The following is a 21,024-nucleotide window of genomic DNA, read 5'->3' on the forward strand; positions in this document are numbered from 1 at the left end:
TCACGCATGCTGCAGCGACACGAGATGAGCGTAATATCCCTGCAGTTCGAGAAGTGAATCATGCGTGCCCCTCTCGACGACCCGGCCTTTGTCCATCGCGACGATATGATTCGCATGGCGCACCGAACTGAGCCGGTGCGCGATGATGATGACCGTCCTGCCGGTGCATATCGCCTGCATGTTGCGCTGGATGACGCGTTCGGTTTCGAAGTCGAGCGCACTCGTCGCCTCGTCGAAGATCAAGATGCGAGGATTGGTCACCAGCGCCCGCGCGATCGCGATCCGCTGCCGCTGGCCGCCGGAAAGGTTCGAGCCGTGCTCGCCGACAACCGTGTCGTAGCCTTCCGGCATTTCAGATATGAACTCGTGTGCGCCGGCGAGCTGCGCGGCACGGATGACGACATCGAGCGATGCGCCGGGATCGGTGAGGGCGATGTTCTCGCGAATCGAGCGATTGAACAGCAGGTTCTCCTGCAGTACGACGCCGATTTGCCGCCGCAGCCACGCAGGGTCTGCAAGGGTCAGGTCGATGCCGTCGATTCGTACGCGCCCCTGCTCCGGTACGTACAACCGTTGCAGCAACTTCGTCAGCGTGCTCTTGCCGGAGCCCGAACGACCGACAATGCCCACGACCTCCCCCGCCTTGATGTCGAGCGACACCCCGTCGAGGACGGTGGGACCGTCGGGGCGATATCGGAAACGCACGTCGTGGAAGCTCACGTTGCCATGCAGCGTCGGCAGTGTCTGGCGGCTCTGTGGCAGCTCGGTACGGGTATTGAGGACATCCCCGAGCCTGCTCATCGAGATCCCGATTTGCTGAAAATCCTGCCACAGCTGCGCGAGCCGCAGCACAGGCGCGGCAACGTGCTGCGCCATCATGTTGAAGGCGACGAGCTGGCCGACCGACAGCTTACCCTCGATCACGAAGCGCGCGCCGAGGAACAGCGTCACAAGCGATACCAGCTTGCCCACGAGCTGAATCAGCTGTTGGCCCACGTTGCCGAGCGATGTGACCCTGAACCCCGCCGACACATAGCCGGCCAGCGTGTTGTCCCAGCGGCGCGTGAACTGGGGCTCGACAGCCATCGCCTTGATGGTTTCGATACCCGACACAGTCTCGACAAGGAACGATTGGTTGTCGGCGGTACGCGCGAATTTCTCGTTGAGTCGCTGGCGCAACATCGGCGTAATCATCATCGAGATGACCGCATACACCGGCAATGAGACAACTACGACAAGCGTGAGCCACACGCTGTACATGCACATGACGGCGAGAAAGATGATCGAGAAACACAGATCGATCAGCGCCGTTAGCGTCTGGCCGGTGAGAAAGTTGCGGATATTCTCGAGCTCACGCACGCGGGCGACCGTATCGCCGACGCGACGGACACCGAAATAGGCGAGCGGCAACGCCAGCATATGCCGGAACAACCGCGCACCCAGCTCTACGTCGATTCGGCTCGCGGTATGCGCGAATACGTAGTTGCGCACCCCGTTCAACAGGACTTCGAAGATTGCGCTGATCAATAGCGCGACGCACACGACATTGAGCGTGTTGAACGCGCGATTGACCATGACCTTGTCCATCACGACCTGGAACATCAGCGGCGAGACGAGGCCGAAGACCTGTAGCACCGCCGACACCGCTAGCACCTCCAGCAGCAGGCGGCGGTATTTGACGACGGCCGGAATGAACCACGAGAAATCGAACTGCGTAAGCTGGCCAGCGAGCGACGCGCGCGACGCGATCAGCAGCACCTGTCCGTCCGAGCGTGCCATGACCGCTTCGGGCGTGGAGACGGTTGGGCTTGTCGCGTTGGCTTCGGCGATCAGCGCCTTGTCGGCGTCGCAAGCCGCAAGCACGAAATGCGCGCCGCCCTTATCTAGCATCAGCGCGGGCTTGGGTAGGCAGACGAGGCGCCCGGCGGTCGTTCGCACGCGACGCGTCTTGAGCCCGAGTGAGCGCGCCGCCAGTTCGAGATCCGCCAAGGCAAGTTGGCCGGCCGGTTGCCCGCTCGCGTGGCGCATTTGTTCGATATCAGTGGGCATGCCGTGAAATTGCGCGATCAGCGCAAGGGCCGCCAGCCCGGGATCGGGTGGCGAAGCTGTTTGGTGACAATCGTTCATGTGGAATCGGGCGTGCCGGGCCGGACCCAGCAACGTTACCGTCTGCAGCCGCGGCCGCAGACGGCGTTTCTTATTTGAATTTCAATGCCAGTTAGCGGCCAGGACGGGTTGCAGCGTCGTTTGTTGCTCCGGAGTCAAGGAGATAGTTCCCGCTTCAGGCGGCGTGAACGCCGCCATCGCTTGGACCAGCTTCTCGACATTGAAGCTCGACATAGAGCCGAGGGACGAGGAAACTTCAACAAGCTTTATCGGCTGGATTGGTTCGATTTTAATTGGTTCGATCGGCCGAATCGGCTCTATTTTGATTGATTCGATCAGTCGGGCGAGATCGACATCGGCCGTTATAGCCCTGGGCAGTATCGGATCGACGGTGATCGCCGCGATCGGCGCAACTTCATTAGCCTGCGCCGGAGGGATCGTACTCACGGCATCAAGGTCGGGCGACTGGGCCGGCACCAGAGCATCAACAGCACCGTACCCAGGCTCGCCCGTCACTGCGGGAGGCGGGGTGACTACCCCGGCCAACCCCGGTTCGGGCTTCGCAAAAATGAAATCCGACTCGGTCAATTGAGCGGGGTCCAGCGCATCCAGATACACGAGTTCAAGCGGCTTATCGGCTGTGCCGAGTGACTTGCTCAGAAGGCTCACACCGTGAATCTGCGTGAGGCCGTTGATCGTCGCGCGATTGCTCTTCTCGATCGCCAAATCGCTAAAGCGCGTGATACCAGTACGACTCAGGTCGATTTTGTCGACCCCATGCTTGAATCCACGCAACGCGTTGCGATAGCTCGATGCCACATCCTGCTTCTCGATCACGAATGTATCGGATGTGGCCGAATCGTGACTGTAGACCACGCCTGCCAGCGACGCGATCAACCTGCCGTCGGCGTCACTCGTATAACTCACGCCTCGCGCGCCGCCATTGAGCACGACCGTCCCGCCTTCGTTCGGCAGGCCAGCGCTATTCGCTGCGCTGTCGACATAGCTCGCCGGTGCAACAAAGCTGTCCTGGAACAGGAAACGTTCCGCGGCCAGAGCCTCAACGGTTTGCCCTTTGACGACGATGCGCTGCGCCTCTCCCAGTTCGATGTGCACCTCCCCGTCCTGCTGCGTCAGCGTGAGGTCGCTGAAGTTCTTGCCGGCAAAGCCGACGAGATCGATCACCTCCCCGCGAGTCGCGTCAAAATTCTCGATCGTATCGATGCCATTTGCACGCCGATGCACGACGAAGAAGTCCTTGCCCGCGCCGCCAACCAGAGCGTTCGTGCCGCGCCCGCCGTCGAGCAGCGCGTCGCTATTGCTTGCAACCAGCCGATCGTTGCCGACCCCTGTCACGATGTTCTGGATCCTGTCGGGCTGATTGATCGTCAAGGGCGCACCTGCGATGTTCGCGGTTCCGGTGCTCAGGTCGACCGACATATCACCCGACACCGCGGCTCCATTGAGCGTGTTCCGCCCCCCAGCCGTACCGTTGATGCTGTCGTCGAGGTGTGCGCGGGCCGCGTTTGCAGCGGCTTGGCTCCGGTACTCATCGGTATAGAAATACGTGTCGTCGGCAGTTGCGTGGTTACCGTATAGGCGTAGCGACCATTGATTCAGCTTGATGGGCAGGCCGTTCGCTGCGTCCGTCACTTCGAGCGTCCAATCACCCCCTGAGCGCTCGCCCCAGTCATGCGTCGACATGAACGTGTACTTGAGAATCCCCGCGCGTGGATCACCCACGTCGGCGTCGCTAGCGCCCCATGTGCCAGCAGGCGCCTTGCCCGCGCGATCTAGCAGAATACTCTCGGTCCCGTCCGGTGAAATCAGCTTGATGACCGCGTCGCCTAGGCGCCCGAAGTCGGCGTCGAAATCGATCTCGGCGTGCTGTACGGCGAGGCCGGGCGGCATCGCGAGCGTCGAACGGAAGGTAGAACCCGCTGTGATTGTCTGGCCGAGCTCGCCGCTCCTACCGGCGTGTAAGCGCTCGTTCTCGCCCGTGCTCTGCTTGCTCCACGACTCCGCCAGCCGCACCGCTGCGCGTGCGTCCACGCCGCCGAAACCATAGTCGTGGCTCGCGTGCATGCCACCGCCGTTCCAGTTGCGCGCGCCGTTCTCACGCCACTGCGTCGCTCCGTCCCGCACGCCTCGGGCGGACAGCACGAGGATTTCCTGAACGTCCCGATAACCGAGATTCGGATTGGCCTGCAACATGAGCGCGACAACCCCTGACACGATGGGCGTGGCGAAACTCGTCCCTTGCATGTCGCTGTACTGACTGCCGAAGGTGGAGCCGCGGTCCGTCTCCAGCATATGGCTCGTCGACACCACATTGCTTCCCGGGGCGGACACGAGCAAGCTCGCCCCCGGGTTCGAGAACGGCGCCGAGCCGAGCTGCAACGTCGACAGGTCGCTCTGGGCGTTGATCGCACCGACTTCGATCGTGAAGCGGTTATTGCTTGTGAGCGAGCCCTGCGCAGTTCCGCCGGTTTCACGCGCGTTCCCGCCTGCAGCGACAATTACCGTCCCCAGCCCTCCGCGTCCCGCATTAGCGGCATACTGAGCGTTCGCAAGCAAGGCGCTCTCGGTGTTGATCAAGCCTTCCTGCAGATTGCTCATCGCAAAATCATGCTTGAATCCCCAGCTATGGTTTGCGATGTCATAGCTGACCATATTGCCAAGACTGGTCAGATCGGCGCCACTGTTCGCCAAATAATGCCCGCCGATGGTCGCGTCATACGCAACGCCCACGCCGCCTTGCCCGTTCTTAGCTGCGACCATCACGCCAGCGACCATCGTCGCGTGGTTGGATACTGCCTGCGGCATCGTACCTTTGCTCTGCTGCGTTGCCAGCCACGTCGGGTCGATGTTGGGCGCGAGGTCCGGATGATTGACGTCGAGAATTTCCGGCTCCGTTGCAAAATCGCCGCCTGTCTCAAACTGGCCGATGCGAACACCCTTGCCGGTATAGTCCTGCCAAACCGGAACGATGTTCGCGTCGCTCAAATACCATTCCTGCGGTGCCAGCGGATCGGTCGGCACCTCCGGTGCAGACAACGTAGCTGTCGCGCGCATCGGCGCGGTTTTGCCGCTGTTCAGATCCACCACCGATGCAGCCGGATTGCCCGCGGCGTCGGTTACCCCGTACTTGAAGCTCATCACGCCCGAGTAAGTCGGATCTGGCGTGAAGAGAACGTCGCCCGCTTGCGTCAGCTCTACCGTTCCGCCGACGGCATTGCCGACGGAAGCAATCGTCAACGGCCCCTCGCTGCCCAAGGGCTGATCGTTTGCGAGCAACTGCGAGGCCGCGATCAGATGCGGCTGCGTGTGGTCGAACGAGTGGCCCACCTGATCGACACGAAGTGCGTCAGACACCGGCATCGGGTTAGCTAACGTCAGATCGACAGCTGAAATATCCGAGAAATTCAGCTTCTGAATGTTCTCCAGTGTGAGCGCGCCATCGCGCCCGGCCTGATGGTCGGCAATCGTGTAGCCCGTTTCGGTTTGGGTGATCGTGTAGTCCCCGTGGTTTCCATGCAGCGTGACGACGTTGGTGCCGCCACCGCCATCGATGAATCCGTTACCGTGACCCGCTTCGATCACATCGTCGGCAGCCCCGCCGAAAATTCGATCGGGGCCACCGCCCGCATGAATAATGCTGCCTTGGGCGGACGCATAAATGGCGTCGCCGCTCGGCCCCGCGTAAATGACTGCCTTGCCCGTGCCGCCGATGATCGTGTTGCGACCCGATCCGCCCACAAGCACGTCGTTGCCACCGCCGCCGATGACCGTTGTATTACCCTGGCCGCCCTTGATGAAAGCACTGCTGTTGCCGCCGCTCACGATTACATCGTCACCGCGTCCGCCTTCGGCGATGGTCAGGCCGGCCTTGGCCATGTTCAGCGCGACACCCTGATCCCCGACGATGATCGCCGTATCGCGGCCGCCGTTGCCGTGGATGTTGTTCGGGTTGTCGCGCGCGCTGACGACGAACACGTCATCGCCCACGCCGCCTTGGTAGGTGTTGCTGCCGCCCCCGCCGACCAGCCAGCTTCCCGACGTCGAAGCGATCAGCGTCGTATCGCCGCGGCCGGCATAGACGTTCTCGACGCCGAGGGTAGCCGCATCGAGCGTTTCGGCGGATGCGCTCGTGCTCGAGTAAGCCGTGCGCGTCACGGTGCCGGTCGTCGACGTGATCCGACTGCCGCCATCCACCGCCGTGAACGTATTGCTGACCGGATCGGCCAGGAAATTCACCGCCATTAATTCGCGGGTTTGGCCGTTCATTACGAACGTGCCGCGGCCTAGCACTTCGTTGCCGTTTTGCGTCTCGCCGGTGGCACCCGATGTAGCACTGACGGTGATTTGCGTGATGCCTAGCTCATCGAGTGTCTTGAGCTCGCCGTCGCTTTGCCCATCATGGTTGCTATCCACCCATACTCTGAGCTTGCCCCAGATTGGGTCGTTGCTGTCGATCGTGCCGTCGCCGTTTGCGTCGATACTCGCGAGCGCGCCGAACCCGTCCTTGAACGGCGTTGCGCCTGGACCGCCGTTCGTTCCCGCCCGCCCTCCGTAATACTCGGAGAGCATCTGGCTCGCGTTGACGATTTGGCCGGTGCCGTCGTCGACTACCAACATGCCGGTCGACCGATCCGCCCAGCCTGTGCGCTTGAGCGTGCCACCGTGATCGACATCGAACATGACGCCGTCTTCGATGCCGGTCATCTTGATACCGTCGCCGGACAGATCGAGCAGGATCGGATCGATGTACGTGTTGAACGTCGTCATGGCCGACAAGCCGTTGAGTACGGTGGCGTTCAATCCCAGAGCGTTGGGATTGCTCGTTGAGAGCGGATCCAGGAAGCGTGTGCTCAGGTATGCGCCGGGCTTGGCGTTCGGATCCAGTTGAAATTCGCCGGGGCGAACGCCGCCGGTGGCGAAGCTGCCCATTTGTGAGGAAACGAAATCGGTCTTGTCGAGCGTGCCGTCAGCGAACGAGATTTTGCTGGTCGCGCTGTTCAGAACGAAGCCGTTGCGCACGTCTTGCGCCGCCTGGCCTTCGCTTGTTGAACCACTTCGCGGCTGCGGGTTGGCGTTGATATCGATGTTGATCAGATTGGTCGGTGCCGGCAGATTGATGATTTGCCCCGCGCCAATCGGCTGCGATTCCGAATTTAAGCCAAGCGCGGGGTTCAAGCCCATCAAGGTGGCGGCTGGTACGCCCGTGATGTCCGAAATCGTATTGAGATTGTTCGCAACCTCGTCGGCGTAGAACTGATTGTGACTAAGCGTCACGTCCGCGGGCATGGCCGATTGGAAACGGATGATCGTTCCAAGGGCATCCACGGTATGGTGGCCAATCCTGCCATCGGCTTCACGCGTCACTTTCGTATAACCGCCGTCCTTGCGGAAGGTCAGTTCGGACAGGCCGCCGGTGGAATCGCCCTGCATTATCTGGCGCGTGCCGTCCGGCCAAGTGACGATACCGACGCCCATGAGATCGGTGGATAGCCTGCTATCCAGTTCTGTCGCAGCGCCGGAGCTTCCATCGTTGTTCACTGCGAATCCGAATGCGTTGCGGATTGTGCCGACAGTGCTGAGCATCGTGTCATGGAAGTTCGGCGAGGTTTTTTCGTCCCAACCGATGGCGTTGGCGTAGACGTCCCAGGCTTTTCGGGCGAGAACCGTTCCCCCCACCGCCAGAATGACTGGCGCAGCGACTGCAGTCACCCCTGCCGCTGTAACTGCGCCACCTAACCCAACCGCGCATCCTGCCAGAATGCCTCCTCCTAGCGCCGCGAGTTCTCTGCCGACCGAAAATTCGGTCGCTTTCGGATCGGAAACGGTTGAAATGAACCCAATGGCACTGATCAACCCACCCAGGTTTTTACCGAACGCCGACATGACCGTCGACGCATTCTGGCCTCGCACTGCAGACTTAAAAAATCCTTCTGCCTTGCCGACCTCACTCCGATATGCTTCCGCGTAGGCTCGCGCCTGTGACGACAACTTGCTCGACTCCAAACTAGATAGCTGCTGATGGACCGAAGTAGTGAGCGTGTCCAGGTTGGCTAGCAAGGACTTGAAATGCGAGGCGCGATCAGCCGCCGCACTCGCAAGCGAACGCGTGTCCCTGGCCGCACCTCTAAGCGCTTCCGCCCCTTTTTCGATAAGTCTGGAGGTGTATTGCGAAAGCGTTTCTTGAAACACATCTTTCACCACATTATCTTCTGTCTTTTCAGATGCCATATCAGTCTCTCAATTTAATCTTCAATATTTTTCCAACAGCAAAAATAGGAATCCACATGGTATGAGAAATGGTCAGCCATGCCCAACCTCCAGCGGAGGTCCACCCTAACACCGCCAACCATAACTTAGATGATCTTATGGGCGTCGACGGAAGCAATTCATCTTTTGCGTCATCCCACAAATAAAGAAAAAATGGTGATAACAAACAAAATGCACAGCACATTACCGCTGCGACCCAATATCTTATTGGTCTTATGTCGTAATTTTTGCCACCTTTAAAAATCTCATTCTTAGCCCTAGGAGACTGAAAAAGAATCAGTGGCGTGACAAAATACATGACGGAGAAGTACAAGCCAGTCACTTGAGGAAATTCCGATACCCTCTGTTGGGCGCTCAAGGGTGGAAACCACCTAGCCACAACATCCACAAATTCAGAGAGCATCGGATATTGGGTCAGCACATCGTCCGGCGAGAACACAACAATCGCCACGCTGACGCCCTGAATGATGAGCATCTCCCAGCTTGTCCAGAAGCGAAGCAACTCGCGGACAGGTTTCTTTTCAGAAGACGTCATGAGTAGTCGATTAAAAATCTATCCAAATTGGTTAGCAACGATGGGCCGTTAAAGACAAAGTTCATTCATGACAGAAAGGCGACAATGATGTCGGTGTTCTCACCGTCCCGACAAACGCGCTTTTAGAAATAGGACTTACTTACGTTTGAACGTTGCCCTGGCCACCCTTGATGGCCATTTCGCGAAGTCGTTGACCTGCTTGCTCTTGTTCGTCGCGGAGTGAATCGCGCGGCGCATCTCCGGGTCGGCTGATGTCCGGTGGGGATGTCACGCCGATAACCTCCGGCACGTGCAGCGCAAGGTCATCAAGTACAACCAGTTCGTCGCGAACATGGACATCCACTACAACGTGCCGTGGATGTCCAGGAAGCTGAAAGAGTTGCAGGCGAAGCGCCATCCGGTCGATGCCGAGGTGCTTGAGGCGCTCTCACCTACCCCAGGAACCACATCAGCCGGCTTGGCACCTTCCGCTCGATCTGACGATCGACTTTGATTTCGCTTTCGAATCAGCAGCGTAAGGCCATTTTGGCCAAAAAAATTGGCGATTATGCTCAGCACCGGATTATGCGCAGCGGCGGCCGTAACGCATTGAGTGACCGACGTCTTGGGCCGCCGCGGTGAACATAATCACAGACTCTCGAGGAACGCCATCACCTTGTCGGTTGCACGAAACCGCGGAGTGGTCTGCCCCGCTGGCTGAAGCCGATTCAGCGCCTTCTCCTTCAGGGCGAGACGTGCTTCCCGCTCAAGGCAGGACAGGCGTCGGTCGCGCGCGAGACGGCTTTTTGCAGGATCGCGTCGACGTCGTTGCGTGTCAGCTTCTCGCCGCGATAGTTCGTGAACAACAGCGCGCCCGGTTCCTTATCTTGCTCGCGCGTCCACTTTCTCAGGGCGTCAGCCGTGCGTGTCCACAAGGGAACGCTCCGTTCCTTCCGTCCCTCGCCATGCAGATGAACGAAGCTACTGCGACTGCCGAACTCGATCTGCCGAGATTCCATCGACGTGATTTCCGAGACTCGTGCAGCCGTGTTGTACATTGTGAGCAGAAGCGCATGGTCACCTCGTCCGGAGGGCGAGGAGAGATCTGGGGTGGCCAGGATCGCTTGTATCTCGGGGCGTGAGAGAGAGCAAATCAGACGACGGTCGGTGCGCTTCGTGGGGATGGCCCGCACGGGCGTGGCCAGGCCCGCGAGATCAGGTCTCGCGACAGCAATCCAACGGAAGAAGGAGCAAATCGCGGCGAGTCGAGCGTTCCGGGAGCGCGCCGAATTGTTTCGCTCGCGCTCAAGGCTTTCGAGGAATGCGAGGATGACGTCCGGCCCGAGATCGGTGACGTTGAGCGCCACAGGCTCGACGTGCAGTTTGGCGGCGGAAAAACTTGAGCAGGAGACGGAACGCGTCGCGGTAGCTGCTGATCGTCTGGGGCTGACGTTTCGATGCGCGAGCAGATTCGGGTTTTTCCACGACGGCTTTGCGACGAGCGCGGAGAACGACCGACAGCCGGCGCGTTCATGCCACAATCGGCTAACCGCGCCTGCATACGCATGCGTCATCCGCCACGCTCCCTTCGCCAACGGCATTCGATGAGTACACCCTCCTCCGCTCCGCACCGGCACGCGATTCCCCGCACCGTCTGGGCACTGGGCTTCGTCAGCCTGTTCATGGATCTGTCCTCCGAACTCATTCATGCGCTGTTGCCGATTTTCCTCGTCGCGACGATGGGCATGAGCGTTACGGCCCTCGGCGCACTCGAAGGCGCCGCCGAAGCAACGACGATGATCGTCAAGGTGTTTTCGGGGCCGCTCAGCGACTGGCTCGGACAACGCAAGCTATTGCTGCTGCTCGGCTATGGGCTCGCCGCGCTCACGAAGCCGTTGTTTCCGCTGGCCGGCGTGCCCGCGGTCGTCGTCGCCGCGCGTCTTCTCGACCGCATCGGCAAGGGCATCCGTGGTGCGCCGCGCGACGCACTCGTCGCCGACGTCTCGCCCGAGCAGATCCGCGGCGCCTGCTTCGGCCTGCGTCAATCGATGGATACCGTCGGTGCCGTGGCAGGGCCGCTGTGCGCGATCGCGCTCATGTTCGTGTTCAGCAACGACATTCGCACGGTCCTCTGGTTTGCGGTCATTCCCGCTTTCATCTGTGTTGCGCTGCTCGTGCTGGGCGTTCGCGAGCCCGACACCCGGCCCGCGCGCGATACGACGCCAGCACCATTTCGCGCGCTGCTTCAGTGGCGGGCATTGGGAGCGTTCGAAAGCCGTTATTGGATCGTCGTCGTCATCGGGGCCGCATTCAGTCTAGTGCGCGTGGGCGAGGCCTTCCTCGTGCTGCGCGCGAAAGACGCCGGGTTCGATCTCGCGTGGGTGCCGGCAGTCATGGTCGTCATGAACATCAGCTACACGCTATCGGCCTATCCGGCCGGCCGCCTCTCGGACAAGTTCGATCGGCGCGTGCCGTTCGCGATCGGTCTCGCCCTGCTGATCGCCGCGGACCTGTTGCTCGGGTTCCAGGCTTCGGCCCTCGCCGTGTTTTGCGGTGTCGTGCTGTGGGGGCTGCACATGGGCTTCACGCAAGGCGTGCTGGCAACGATGGTGGCCGACGCCGCTCCGCCCGCGCTGCGCGGCACCGCGTTCGGCATTTTCAATCTGGTGAGCGGCGTGGCAATGCTGGCCTCAGGCGTCCTCGCTGGATGGCTCTGGGATCGCTTCGGGGCACCGGTCACGTTCCTCGCCAGTGCGGCGGCGGCGATCGTACCGCTTGCGATATGCCGTTTCGCGCCCCCCAGCGCGCGCGCTACGGCTTCAAATCGCCTTTGAGCGGTGTGAGCGGTGTGAGCGGTGTGAGCGGCGTGAGCGACATGGTCGTCTCGTCAGCCCGTCGACGATGCGTGAACGCGAATCCTGGTCGGCCCACCTTCCCCGTGGCACTCCTTCACAACCGTCACCGGATGGCGTTCCCTGTGCTGAAAGCGTAGTCCAACCGACTGGCACGAAGGAAACCACCGATGAAACGCATGAAAGTCGCCATCGTCGGCGGAGGCGCCGCCGGCATTTCCGCCGCGCACGCCCTGCTGCGGGCTCAGGATATCCGGCTGGACATCGAACTACTCGAAGCCCACACACGGTACGGAGGCCGTGCCCTGACGAAGAAAATCGAATCCCTCGACGGATTCTGCTTCGATATGGGAGCGCAATTCATTCAGGACCCGGAGTACAACCCTTGGGCGTACATCGCGAGACTGCTTGGCTTCGGTATCCGGGAGGAACCGATCGACAAAAGCTGGTGCTGGGTTCGCACCGCTCAGGGATGGAAAAAAGTAGATGCCAGGGGATATGAGGACGGCGGCGAGGCACCGATTGCGCAATGGGCCGCCATCGACGAAGTCGAAACCTCGATCAGCGAGAGCTACAACGAAAATCGAAAGGCATTGAACCTTCCTGTGTGTAACGCACCGGGCAATCCGAACACCCAGGAAAGTCTGCTCGGCTATGGTACGTCCGCCTTCAAACCGCTTACCGAATCGGCCGAGCCGTGGCAGTACCTCGCGGCCGATCTGGCGCGCCAGAAAGAGCGAGAGGAGGGTTCGGTCTGGCTCGTCCCGAATGTGGGCGTCGGCCGTCTCGTCGAGGAATGGGGGAAGAAGCTCGAGCAATTCGCGCCGAGCGCGCACACCGGCAACCTGAGCACGTACACCAGCAGGCTCGGAAATATCGTCACCAGGATCAAGGTGAAAAATTCAAAAGTGAAAATCGATTATTACGATCGTACCGCCCCCTTCGGCCCGACACAAAACGCGGTCGTGGATGTCTGCATCGTGACGGTGCCGGCAACGAAATTGCGGGACATCACGTTTATCCCGCAGTTGCATCAAAACGATGCGATAGAGGCATGCCACGTCAAGCTCGGCTCCTACAAAAAACTGGCGTTCAAACTGGTACCGAACAACGGCAAGGATGTCTCGCACTATATCCAAGACAACACGAGATATTTCTTGCCGGACGAGAGCGAGCGAGGCGTATGGCAGTACTATCGCCCGGACTTTTTCCCGCCGGCGGTGTTCCTCGCGGAATGCGCGGGTGACATCGCGGCAGCGCTCGACCAGAAAAATGACGACGCGGTAGTGAATCATTTCCGCTCTCTTTTCGTCAAACTCCATGGCGACGATTTGTCGAACGAGGCACTTGTCTATGGAGGCATGACGAATTGGAGCAAGACAGATCGCATCAATGGCGCGTATTCGTACACGGCGCCGATCGCCAACGGTGCCTCCGACCTCCCCGACGCGTACAACGCGCGCGTGCTGCTGGGCCTGCCCCACGAACCGATTTTCTTCGCCGGCGAGGCGTTATTCACCGAGCAGTACGGCACCATCGAGGGCGCATACAAGACTGGGGAAAAGGCGGCGCAGGACGCCATCGCGTTGCTGCGCAAGCTGGCTTGACGCGCAGTCGGCGATCGAGGCGAAAGCCGTGCGCCATGGCGGGCCGGGATTGCCGATCTTCAAGCGGCTGCGTATCGACTGAGTACCGACCGAGTATCGACTATGTATCGGTTACGAGCGCTTCGCCATAATCCGCGAAACCCGAACGATCACACCGCGATAACACAATTGCGCCCATGGTGTTTCGCTCGCCTCAGGCGCTCCTCGGCCACGCGCATGAGCGCCTCGCCCGTCGCCCCGTCCTGTGCGAATTGCGCAATGCCGATACTGATCGTGACCGAAAACCGATGGCTGCCGCTCTCGAAAATGCTGGCCTGCACATCGGAGCGGATCCGCTCCCCGAGCGTCAGCGCAACGTCGATCGCCGCATGCGGCACCAGCAGCATCAATTCCTCGCTACCCGCGCGGGCCACGCCGTTGTACGGCCGAATGGCATCGATGCAGATGTCGGCGATCCCGCGCAATACGTCGTCCCCCACCGCGCGCCCGAACCGATCGTTGACGCGCGTGAAGTTGTCGAGATCGAGCGCGAGCACCGAGAACGAAAGTCCGCCCCACTTCGCACGTTCGATCTCGCGTTCGATCGCTTCGACGAAGGTGCGCCGATTGACGGTCCCGACGAGCGGATCCACGCTGCTCGTCCCTTCGACTTTCTGATTCGTTTTCCGAAGCTCCTGGAGGACCCCTTCGGTGCGTGCCATCGATTCGCGCAACCGCGCGATCAACGCCTCCTGGCTGTAGATCGCCGAAAACGAGCGCGTCGTACGAAACGCGTGCACGATGCCATAGCTCAGCAACAGAAAACCGGCCGCGAAGATTGCATGAGCGAGCCACCACATGTGGTTCCATGGCTTGCCGAGCAGGAAGGCCAGCGACGAGAACGCGAACGCGCCAACCGACACCGCGAACAGTGTCATCAGCGGCGAATGGATTCGCCGCGCGAACAGGCAGACGACATTGGCCAGCGATACGACGAGCGCGCCGCCCTCGAGCACGAGCCGTGTTGCGAGTGCCCCGGCCCATGGCGTGTTGGCCAGCGCCGCGACGAGCAAATCGATGACGACAAACGTAATGAGCCAGCTCGACCAGAACCAGCGGTCGACGCGCTGCCCCTCGCCATCGGGCGAGCGCCGATACGCAATCAACCCGACCATGAGCAGGACGGCCATCAGCAGCCGCGACGCGGGCCCGTAGAGCAGGAACAGCCACGGATCGTCATGCGCGAGCGGAGTCAGCATGCCATGCGGCGCATAGACGATAACGAATCCGATGAAACCCAACATCAGCCATCGCAGGATGGGCTCGCCCGAACGGCGATAACATTGCCACGTGACATAGCTGACGAAAATGCCCTCGAGCGTGGCGATGCCGATCGCGATTTCGTGAAAGCCATGGTTTTCAAACCGCAATGCCGGGTCCTGAAAAAAGTGCAGGTAGGCAATCAGGTAACCCGGCAGCAACGCGAATGCGACCAGCAGGATGCGCGCATACCAGCGCGTAACGGCCAGCACGATGGGTGTTGGCTCGCCGACCGAAGGCGCGAGCGATGAAGTGTCGGTCATGATGACGGCCCGTCTTTCTCTCTCTCTAGTCTTATTGTGTTCGCTCGGCAGCGCCTTTCTTTCAGCTACGCCGCCGGGCTACGCGCATTCTACGGAAATTCGAGGAATCGCGACTTTGAAACGCGCATTGATTCTGCCCGGTTGGAAAACGTGCCGTGGGCCAATGTCCAGATCGACTCATTCCGCCTCAATTCAATTCGAATCAGGCTGAACCGTTCTGTATGCAATCGTTTGCGTAATGCGTCGTAATATTATCGCGTCTGCAAAATGCCAGACGAGGCAATGTCGCAAATCTCCCGCCGGCGCCGGACATTGCCTCCGGCGGCGTCGAGGAAGCCGGCGGATCTCGTCGCCGGACGGAAGCCGAAAACGCGCGGCGGCCGAGTCCCGCGCCCGGCCCTCTCAGCGTATGCGCGTGGCGGACACCACCCCGGCGCCTTGGCTTGCGCCGCTGGCCGGACGCAGCTTGACGTCCCAGCGTCCCTCGCTCGCATAAGGCAACTGCGCGAGCGCGCTGTCGACGAGATACGGGAACGCCTCGTTCTCGTCAGCGCGATGATCGCTGCGCTCCGCGCGCACCTTGTAGACTTCGTGCCCATTTTCACGGTCGAAAAACCGCAACGTCAGCGAATGGACGTAAGTCTTTTGCCACGGCCACGAAAACACGGCGCGCGACCCATTGCTGCCGCAGTCGCCGCCTGGCTCGCATGTTTCGCCGCTGGCAACTGAAATCGATTGCAGGCGGGTATCGTAAGCCAGCGAAACGCTGTAGCGCGCCTGCCCACCGTCAACCGCATCGAATCCGCCGCGCGCAAGCGCCGTGCTCACGAGCGCGCGGTAACGCGTCGCGTCACGGCGGGCCGAATCGATCGGATCGTTCGTCAGCACGTAGGTCCGTGCGCCTTTGCCGATTTCGGCAGGCGCCCCCTTCGTCACGGTCACTTCGGTTCCGATGCCGGCGCATCCCGCAAGCATCGCCGCGCTCACCATCGTCAGCACTGTTGTCCTTCTCACCATGTTCCCCGCTTCATCGATCCGTCATCATGCGGCAGCCGTCGTTTCCAGCAAGGGCAGCGCAATCGTCACCGTGGTGCCTTCGCCCGGCGCGCTGTCGACGTGCACCTCTCCGCTGTGCCGCGTCACGACCGCCTTGATGAAAGCCATGCCGAGGCCGGCGCCGTTGGTCGTCGGTTGCCCCGGGGAATGAAAGCGTCGGAAAGGCTCGAACAGATGCGCCTGCATTTCCTTCGGTATGCCATAGCCTTCGTCGGACACCGAGCATTGCACATAATGCGTCCCTCGTCTCGCGACGCTGATCACCACGATAGTCGCGTTGGGGCTGTATTTGACCGCATTGTTGATGATGTTCGACATCGCACGCGTCATCAGCGAGCGATCGGCCGATACCCAATACTCTTCGCTGTCCAGCCGGACTTCGATGCGAACATCTTTTGCGCGCGCCTGCGGCCACACTTCGTCGCTCGCATCGATGACGATATCGCCGAAGCTGACGGGCTCGAGCGCATAGGCCTGCGATTCCGCCCGCGCTAGCTGGACGAAATCGTCGGCAAGATTCAATGCGCGCTGAGCATGCCGCTCGATGCGCTCGAGCAGCACGCGCGTGCGCTCGGATTCGTTATTCGAGCGCTCCAACTCGACGAGCGCGAGAATCGATGCATGGCGCGAGCGCATATCGTGCGAGAGCAGCCGGAGGGCATCTTCGCGCCCGCGCTCGGCCGCATGCAGCGCCGTCACCTCGACCAGCGCGGCTACCCAGCTGCCCGACTCCTCTCCGCGCTCGTTGCGGCACCGCGCATAGCGCAGCAGATAATCGTGCCCCGTGTGATCGCGCACTTCGAGACCGCGCTTGACGACACCGACCTGGCGACCCGTCGGATCGAGCACGCGCGGCCAGCCCGTGCGAACCTCGGCCTCGAGCTCCGCCGGCGTATCGATTGCCTTGATCAGCGAGAATCCGCCCAGCACGTGGCTTAGCGGCCGCCCTTTGGGTTCGGGGCTGTCGAGCCTCGCGAAGTGCGCGCGCGCGGCCTTGTTGACGAGCAGGACGATGCCCACGCGATCCGCCACGATCACGGGCTCGGGCACGCTGTTCAGGCTGTCCCAGACGAAGCGCTTCATGTCCTGCAAGCGCTGAGCCGCACGCTCCACCAATACGATCTGGCGCTCGAGCACATCGCCGCCGAATGAGTATTGCGTGATGTCGGGCTCCGGCAGCAAATCCGGTTCGCTATCGAGAATGGCCAGCTCGCGCCGCAGCCGGGACATCGTCATCTCGAGCCGCCGCCAGCTCCAGAGCGGATAAAGCAACACCAGCGCGGCCATCGCGGGCACGGGGGAAATCCAGAGATCGAGCGCGCCGAGCAACAGCGCGCTGCCGGCCAGGACGACCACGCAGAGCAAGACCGTGAGAAGGAGCGAGCGCCACGGGGAGAGTACGAAGAAGCCCGCGAGCAGCACGAGCGCGAACGCGAGCGATGCCGTTGCCACCCACGGCCGCGGCACGGGGTGAATGAGTTGATCGGACAGCAGCGCGCTTAAAACGTCGGCATGCAATGCCACGTCCGACGCGGGGCCATCGTCGCCCGAAACGGGCGTCATCAGGCGACCATGCACGCCGGCCGCCGTCACGCCGACGAACACGATCTTGCCGCTCAGCGTCTGCGCCGAAATTTGCCCGTCCAGCAGCTTCGCGGCTGACACGTGGGCCCGCGAATGCGCGCTCGCACCGAACGGAATGAGTACGCGCCCGCCCTCGCCCTCGCGCACGTTCGTAGGGTCGGGCTTTCCCTGCGACAGGTACCGTCCATCCGCCAAGGCGATGGCGCCTTCGCGAATCGCCCGGAAAAGCGGCACGTCGATGTAGGGCCAACGCCGCGTCCCGTCGCTTTCCGTCAAGGCCACGCCGCGCACGACGCCATCCGCATCGGCTTCGAAATCGATGTGGCCGATGCCTGCGGCCGCGTCGCGAAATGCCTGTTGCGGCAACTCGGCAATGGGCAGAACGTCGTTCGGGACCCGCCGGAGCGTGAGCGGCAGGAACGTCGGCACCTTGCGCAGCGCCTCGGACAGAGGCGCTTCCCCTCGCCACGGATCGGTCAGCAACACGTCGTAGACGATCGCGGCCGCGCCGGCATCGGCCGCTGCCGCCAGCAGGCGCGCCTGCAGTTCGCGCGACCACGGCCACCGCCCGAACTGCCGGATCGTCGCATCGTCGATCTCGACCATGGCGATCTCGGGCGCGAGTGCCCGCGGATGCAATTGGAGCAGCTTGTCATAGATGCGCCGGTCGAGCCCCGCCGTGGCATTGCCGAGGCTGCATGCGAATACCACGGCCATCCCGATGCATGTGATCGCGAACCACTCGAGCAGATAGCGGCGCGTTTCGGGTCTCATCCGTTTATGCCGCGAGGGCGGCCCGCTCGATAACGGCCATCGGCTCGAGGAGTCCTGAGTCATGTGCCGCCCGGTCAATAGGCAAGCGTGAACGAGCGCACGCCGGCCGGGGTTTCATAGAAACGACCGTTCTCGAATTGCTCGGCAACGACGGTCCAGTGGTAGACGCCTGCCGGCAAGCCGCTGACGACGAACTCGTCCCCGGCAATGTCGACGGCATCGACGAGCCGCTCTTCGAGTGCCTCGTCGCGCGCCAGGATGAAACGAAAATGCGTGGCAACGCCCGGGCGGCCGACGAGCCAGCGAAAACGATAATCGCGCGATCCTGCGACACGCGCCGCCGAGGCCGAGACTGCGTTGCGGCGCCGTTCGAACGCATAGACGGCCGGGCGCCCTTCGAGACCATACTCGTCGATGGCGGAAAGGCGGACGAAATACGTACCGTCGTCGAGATCGGAAAACGATGCATGGGGCGTGTCGACGCGCTGATCGCGAATCAGATCGATCGCCCCCGCATCGCGCGCGATCATCACCCGGTAGCGGCTGGCCCCCTCTAGCGGCACGATATCGAACGCGGCTTCGGCACCGTCTTGTGTCTTCGCGGGGTGCTCGAGCGCAGGCGCGGGCAGCAAGGGCACCGGCGCCCCGACCGCTCCGCCGTCGGGCGTGACGCTGCCGTATCCTGCCGCCAGGAATTGCGCGGGCAGCGTCTGGCGCACGCGTTCGAACGCCGCCTGCCGCTCCTTCGGCGAGCCCGACGCTGCCGTCTTGTCCACCGCAACGGCGCCATCGAGCACCTCCACGGCCGCAGCCCGCTGGCCATAGCTGACGCTGAACCGCGTGCCGCGCACGCCCGCGACGATCGTCGGTGCGTGCACTTCGAAACGGTCGTCGCGCTCTTTGGCATGCGTCACTTCGCTCGCGACCTCGCCTTTACGCAGTTGCACGATGCGATGGGTCGCACCCGTCAATACCGTGCGGTTGAGCGTGCTGAAGCTCGCACTGCTGTCGGGCGGAAGACCGACGTGCGTGCCGTCGTCGAACTCCACCGTGATGAAGCCGTCCGCACCCGTGCGGATCAGATCGCCCTCGCTGAGCGCCATGCCCTTGCGCACGGGCACGGGCGGAAGCCGCTCGAACGCACGCGTGACCTGCCCGCTGGTCGCGACCACGCGCAGCGCCAGCGGCTCGCGCTTGAGCAATTCGGGCGGAATGCGCAGCTTCGTGCCCGGCTGGAGCCGGCGCGGCGCCGCAACGCGATTGAGACGGCTCAATGCGTGCCAATCCGCCGGATCGCGCAGATAACGCTCCGCCACGCTGTACAGCGTATCGCCCGGCTGGGCTACATAGGTGGCGAAATTGGATGCGGGCTCGCGCTCGGCGGAAAACACAGGGTTCGATGTGGCTTGCAACGCGATTGCCGCAAAAATGGCAGCGGACGCGCGCAAAACGAAAAGCCCTCTGCTTGTCGATCCGCGCATCGCGCCCTGACCGACAGCGGCGTGCAATGATGACATCGTATCCGAAGAAAAAAAAAGTCATCGAATATTACGCAGGCAATGGTCTTTTTTCAACGATAGCCGGCATAAACGGAAGAGATCGCGCGCGCGATACGAATCGACGCGATCGACGCAGGATTCTAAACAATTGTCAAATCCCCAAACGCCCACATCGTGGCACGAATGCCTGATTTCCGCCCAAGCGCTAGAATGCGCACGTCGTCGCGAACGCGGCGATCATGACAGCGAAAAAATTCGCGCGCCCTGGCGGCTCGGAGATTCGACAGTGAAAATTGCTTATCTGGAAGACGAAGAAAGCCAGATCCAACACGTTAGCGCAGTGCTGGCGAAAAAAGGACACCACTGCCATCCATTCATGGACGGCAGCCATCTTATCCGCCAATTGAAGCGCGAGACCTTCGACATGTTATTGCTCGATTGGCAAACGCCGGGCGTATCGGGCCATCGGGTGCTGCAATGGGCGCGCGAAAACCTCAGCGAGCGCGTACCGATCATCTTCATGACGAGCCGTTCCGCCGAAGCGGACATCGTCTCGGCGCTGAACGCGGGCGCCGACGATTACATGATCAAACCGATCCGCGCCGAGGAACTGCTCGCCCGCATCGACGCGCTCGCGCGGCGCGCCAACCTGCAGCCCAACCCCGCGCCGCAATCGATCGAAGTCGGCCGTTACAGAATCGACCCCGTTACGCGCACGTGCTTCATCGACGGTCAGGCGGTCGAGCTGACGAGCCGCGAGTTCGACCTTGCACTGCTGATGTTTCGTTATTTAGGGCGCATCCTCTCGCGCGAGCACATCGGCGGCACCGTCTGGGGTCAATCGCCCAACGCCATTTCGCGCACGCTCGATACCCATATGTCGAGGGTACGCGCCAAATTGCAACTGCGTCCGGAAAACGGCCTGCGCCTCACACCGGTGTATGGCCACGGCTACCGGCTCGACGTGGTCGACGACATTCAATAACAGGCGGGACTCAGCGGGCTCGGCGGGCCCGCCAGCGCACGCGGATCTTGCGGCGCGCCGTGCACGGGCGATGCCCGAACCGCAGCACTCACACGGGCCGCCGCTCGTCCTGGCATCGATACGGCAAACGATTGCCCGCTCCAGGTTCCAGCAAATTCGCAAAAATCGGATGCGATCCTAATGTCGCAGCAGCCGGG

11 protein-coding genes and 1 pseudogene are annotated in these 21,024 nt (G+C 61.7%); 4 read left to right on the plus strand and 8 right to left on the minus strand.

Annotation, left to right across the window (positions count from 1 at the left end):
* The 3 genes from U0034_RS21885 to U0034_RS21895 form a co-directional block, all read right to left on the minus strand.
* Complete coding sequence (locus U0034_RS21885; protein ID WP_085224831.1) at nt 1–2,127, minus strand: type I secretion system permease/ATPase; 2,127 nt, start codon at nt 2,125–2,127, stop codon at nt 1–3.
* A gap of 81 nt (nt 2,128–2,208) precedes the next feature.
* A complete protein-coding gene (locus tag U0034_RS21890) occupies nt 2,209–8,355 on the minus strand; it encodes a S8 family serine peptidase (protein WP_199187031.1) in 6,147 nt (2,048 codons plus the stop codon).
* Nucleotide 8,356: 1 nt separating this feature from the next.
* Nucleotides 8,357–8,929: a hypothetical protein gene (locus U0034_RS21895; RefSeq protein WP_139831111.1), complete on the minus strand. Its 573-nt coding sequence runs from the start codon at nt 8,927–8,929 to the stop codon at nt 8,357–8,359.
* A 203-nt stretch (nt 8,930–9,132) separates the two neighbouring features.
* Here U0034_RS21895 and U0034_RS21900 point away from each other — a divergent pair.
* Nucleotides 9,133–9,447, plus strand: a pseudogene (locus U0034_RS21900) (Tn3 family transposase); the annotation flags it as partial.
* Nucleotides 9,448–9,651: 204 nt separating this feature from the next.
* On the opposite strand, the gene U0034_RS21905 reads toward U0034_RS21900, so the two are convergent.
* Nucleotides 9,652–10,482 carry a tyrosine-type recombinase/integrase gene (locus tag U0034_RS21905; protein ID WP_158243480.1) on the minus strand — a complete coding sequence of 277 codons (831 nt, stop codon included), beginning with the start codon at nt 10,480–10,482 and terminating at the stop codon, nt 9,652–9,654.
* A gap of 30 nt (nt 10,483–10,512) precedes the next feature.
* Here U0034_RS21905 and U0034_RS21910 point away from each other — a divergent pair, with 30 nt between their 5' ends.
* Entirely contained in the window at nt 10,513–11,742 is a 1,230-nt protein-coding gene (locus U0034_RS21910; RefSeq protein ID WP_085224825.1) for an MFS transporter, read from the plus strand.
* 188 nt (nt 11,743–11,930) lie between these two features.
* Nucleotides 11,931–13,367 (plus strand): flavin monoamine oxidase family protein, encoded by a 1,437-nt coding sequence (locus U0034_RS21915; RefSeq protein WP_085224822.1) that lies wholly within the window; start codon nt 11,931–11,933, stop codon nt 13,365–13,367.
* A 149-nt stretch (nt 13,368–13,516) separates the two neighbouring features.
* Here the strand turns inward: U0034_RS21915 and U0034_RS21920 are convergent, their stop codons facing one another.
* The 4 genes from U0034_RS21920 to U0034_RS21935 form a co-directional block, all read right to left on the minus strand.
* Entirely contained in the window at nt 13,517–14,929 is a 1,413-nt protein-coding gene (locus tag U0034_RS21920; RefSeq protein WP_085224820.1) for a GGDEF domain-containing protein, read from the minus strand.
* Between the two features lie 402 nt (nt 14,930–15,331).
* Nucleotides 15,332–15,946 carry a DUF4136 domain-containing protein gene (locus U0034_RS21925; RefSeq protein WP_085224818.1) on the minus strand — a complete coding sequence of 205 codons (615 nt, stop codon included), beginning with the start codon at nt 15,944–15,946 and terminating at the stop codon, nt 15,332–15,334.
* 24 nt (nt 15,947–15,970) lie between these two features.
* Complete coding sequence (locus U0034_RS21930) at nt 15,971–18,343, minus strand: CHASE2 domain-containing protein (protein ID WP_162800992.1); 2,373 nt, start codon at nt 18,341–18,343, stop codon at nt 15,971–15,973.
* Between the two features lie 74 nt (nt 18,344–18,417).
* On the minus strand, nt 18,418–19,755 hold the full coding sequence (locus tag U0034_RS21935; RefSeq protein WP_233211844.1) for a FecR family protein: 1,338 nt from the start codon (nt 19,753–19,755) through the stop codon (nt 18,418–18,420).
* Between the two features lie 373 nt (nt 19,756–20,128).
* Between U0034_RS21935 and U0034_RS21940 the strand changes: the two genes are divergently transcribed.
* Nucleotides 20,129–20,827: a response regulator transcription factor gene (locus U0034_RS21940; protein WP_085224812.1), complete on the plus strand. Its 699-nt coding sequence runs from the start codon at nt 20,129–20,131 to the stop codon at nt 20,825–20,827.
* Nucleotides 20,828–21,024: the final 197 nt, after the last annotated feature.

The organism is Trinickia caryophylli (genome assembly GCF_034424545.1).
In the GTDB taxonomy this organism is placed as follows: domain Bacteria; phylum Pseudomonadota; class Gammaproteobacteria; order Burkholderiales; family Burkholderiaceae; genus Trinickia; species Trinickia caryophylli.